This is a genomic window from Rhizomicrobium sp. (assembly GCF_056722145.1).
Map to the genome: position 1 here is coordinate 1 of NZ_JBWZET010000204.1, position 3,407 is coordinate 3,407.

The 3,407-nt window shown below is 65.8% G+C and carries 3 protein-coding genes; 1 reads left to right on the forward strand and 2 read right to left on the reverse strand.

Features of this window, described 5'->3' with window-relative positions:
- Nucleotides 1-1,091, reverse strand: a 1,091-nt coding sequence (gene sucC, locus AC1P6P_RS10905) for an ADP-forming succinate--CoA ligase subunit beta (RefSeq protein ID WP_481402466.1), incomplete at its 3' end; no start/stop codon positions are given.
- A gap of 140 nt (nucleotides 1,092-1,231) precedes the next feature.
- On the opposite strand from sucC, the gene AC1P6P_RS10910 reads away from it, so the two are divergent.
- Complete coding sequence (locus AC1P6P_RS10910; RefSeq protein WP_481402467.1) at nucleotides 1,232-2,968, forward strand: hypothetical protein; 1,737 nt, start codon at nucleotides 1,232-1,234, stop codon at nucleotides 2,966-2,968.
- Here AC1P6P_RS10910 and AC1P6P_RS10915 read toward each other — a convergent pair.
- On the reverse strand, nucleotides 2,965-3,407 hold a 443-nt coding region (locus AC1P6P_RS10915), incomplete at its 5' end, for a hypothetical protein (protein ID WP_481402468.1). The two genes, AC1P6P_RS10910 and AC1P6P_RS10915, sit on opposite strands and share 4 nt — an antisense overlap.

Below are 3,407 nucleotides of genomic sequence, written 5' to 3' on the forward strand. Positions count from 1 at the left end.
GATTCGGCCAGGATCTTCTTGCCGAGGCTGACATTGGTGCCCTCGAGGCGGACGACCAGCGGCACGTGCAGGCTGACCTCGCGCGCCGCGGCGACGACGCCCTCGGCGATGACATCGCAGCGCATGATGCCGCCGAAGATGTTGACGAGGATGCCTTCGACATTCGCGTCGGAGAGGATGAGCTTGAACGCCGTCGTCACCCGCTCCTTGGTCGCGCCGCCGCCGACATCGAGGAAGTTGGCCGGTGAGCCGCCATAGAGCTTGATGATGTCCATCGTCGCCATGGCGAGGCCGGCACCGTTGACCATGCAGCCGATGGAGCCATCGAGCTTGATGTAGGAAAGATCGTAGCGCGAGGCTTCCACTTCGGTCGGGTCCTCTTCGCCGAAATCGCGCAGCTCCATCACATCCTTGTGGCGGTAAAGCGCGTTGTCATCGAAATTGACCTTGGCGTCGAGGCAGACGAGCTTGCCCTCCTTGGTCACCACCAGCGGATTGATTTCGAGCAGGCTCATGTCCTTGGCGACGAAGGCGTCGTAAAGGCTTTTCATCAGCGCCACGCAACTCTTGATCTGGCCCCCTTCCAGCTTCAGCGCGGCGGCGATCTCGACGCCGACATAGGGCGAATAGCCGGCCGCCGGATCAATCGAGAAGGTCGCGATTTTGTCGGGGGTGTTCTTGGCCACCTCTTCGATGTCCATGCCGCCTTCGGTCGAAACGATGAAGGAGATGCGCGAGGTGGAACGGTCCACCAGCACCGACAGGTAAAGCTCGCGCGCGATCGCCGAGCCGTCTTCGATATAAAGCCGCTTCACTTCGCGCCCCGCCGGCCCGGTCTGATGGGTGACGAGGGTCATGCCCAGCATGCGGCGGGCTTCCGTCTCGACATCCTCGATCGACTTGACCACCTTGACGCCGCCGCCCTTGCCGCGACCACCGGCGTGGATCTGCGCCTTCACCACCCAGACCGGTCCGGGCAGCAGCTTGGCGACCTGCACGGCCTCTTCGGCACTGAAGGCGGCTTTGCCCAATGGCACCGGAGCGCCGAACGACCGCAATATCTCTTTGGCCTGGTATTCGTGGATGTTCATGGGCGCGTGACTCTTGGCGGGCGGGACGGAACAATAGCAGGGCGATTTCGCCGCGCAAACTTTTTTAGAAGTGTTCAAAATGAAGAATCGGGGCGGCAGGGTTTATCCCGGCTTAACAGAGGGCTGACAGTGTGGCGGGCATGAAACCCTGGTCGATCGCGCGGACGGCGGCTTTGGCGGGTGCCGTGGTGCTGGCGGTGGAAGCCATGCTGCTGGCCACCGGCAACCGGGCTGTGCTGTTCGGCGTGCTGATCGATCCCGACTGCTACATGCATCTGCAGCGCGCCTTGCGGCTGATGACCGAGGGCGGCTGGCACGATACCGTCGACCCGCGCATCAACGCCCCGTTCGGCTACACCATTCACTGGACGGCGGTGTTCGACCTGCTGCTGGTGGCCGGGGCGGCGCCGCTGAAGGCCCTCGGGCTCCATCCCCATACCGCGCTTTACATTTGGGGCAGCGCCATCAGCTCGCTGCTGTTGATCGCCGCCTTGGCGGTGTTCGCCTGGGGCGTCAAACCCCGCGTCGCCGGGCCGATTTTCCTGTGGCTGACGGTGCTTCTCTTCACCCAGCCGCAGCTCGCCGGCTCGTTCATCGCCGGACGGCCGGATCATCACAGCCTGGTGCTGGGCCTGATGCTGGCGCAAATGGCCTGGGCCTATGCGCTGCTCGACGGACGCGCCGGGATGCGCTGGGCCGTAGCGGCCGGGGTGCTGGCAGGGCTGCAGCTCGCGACCTCGGTGGAAGCGCTGTTGACGATCCTGTTCCTGTCGGCGGGACTGGTAGCGGCATGGCTGGTCTATCGCCGCCAGACCTTGCGGGCCTTGACGCTCTATCTCGCCGCCGCCGCGCTGACCGCAGTGGCGTGGCTCGTGTGGGAGCGCGGCCGCTTTCTTGTCGAAGCCGCGTACGATCGGGTGTCGATCGCCCACGTCGTAGCACTGGCGGCGGGCACCGTGGCAATCGCCGCACTGGCCGCAGCGCGCCTCACCGGATGGCGGCACAAAAGTGCCGCGCTAGCCGCAGCCAGCCTCGGTGCCGCCGGCGTGATCGGCGCGACCTATCCCGATTTCTTCCTCGGGCCGTGGCCGCATCTCGATCCGGTGATTGTCGCCTGGCACCGCCAAATCAGCGAGTTGCAGCCATTGCTGCCGCGCGACGGCTTCAGCCTCGCCGCCTTCCTCGCCCAGATGACCGCGCCGGTGCTGGCGCTGCCGCTCGTCATCGCCCGCTTGCGCCGCGGCCCCGACCAGCCAGTAATGCTGCTGACGTTGATCGGCTTCGTGCTGTTCGGCGCCCTGGCGATGGCGCAGATGCGCTGGTCGGGCGAAGTCCAGGCGGTGATGCTGCTGCCATGGACGCTGACGACCGTCGCCATCATGGAAAGCGAAATCCGCCTCGGCCCGGTGCCGCTACGCGCCTTTGCGCTCGCCGGAGCGCTGCTGCTGCAGGTGCTGCCGACCATGGCGACTGAGAGCCAGAAGGGCATCGAGCAATTCACTACCCATCCTGCCGCGGTCTGCAATTGGAGTGCGGCGGCGCGGGTGATCGGCGCCAGCGTTCCCGACAACGCCATCGTCATGGCGCCGGTGTGGTACGGGCCTGAAATGCTTTGGCACTCGAACGCGCGCGTGATCGCCGGGCCTTACGAAATGCCGCCGGCGATGAAGGACACCGCCCAATTCCTCCACGGCGGCGCGGCGGCGGCCCGCGCCATCGTCATCCACCGCGGCATCACCCACGCCCTCGTCTGCGAGCACGACAACTGGCCCGGCTTCGGCGGCGAACTCGCCGTCGGCCGTCATCCCGATTGGCTGCAACAAGTGCCGCTGAAAAACGGCCCGCCGGAATTCCGGCTGTATCGCGTGGTGCGTTAATCCGCCCGTTTGATGAAGCGCCCGATCAGCGCCGCCAGCGACAGCACGATACCGATGCCGATGCCGACCCATTTCGCCGCCGTCGCTTCGAGCGCGAACGCAGCCATGGTGTTGGTGGAGGCATGGGTCAGCATATAGATCTGCAGGCTGTTCTCGATCCCGTCGCAGATCGCGGCGCCGATCGGCGCCAGCGCGAGGCGGGTCATCAGGCGCTGGAAATTGCCCGGGCGCGGCGCGAAGCGGTCGATCGCCGCAATGGCGCCGAAGAACAGCGCCGCGCCATAGAGCGGCATCAGCAGGAAATCGAGCCCGAGCAGGAAACCGGCCAGCGCCGCATCGGGCGGGTTGGTCCAGTGATCGACGATAACGCGGATGCTCCAGCCCGAATTCAGCCATTGCAGGTCGGCGGTGCCGTAGCCGGTATGGGCCTTGAGGACGC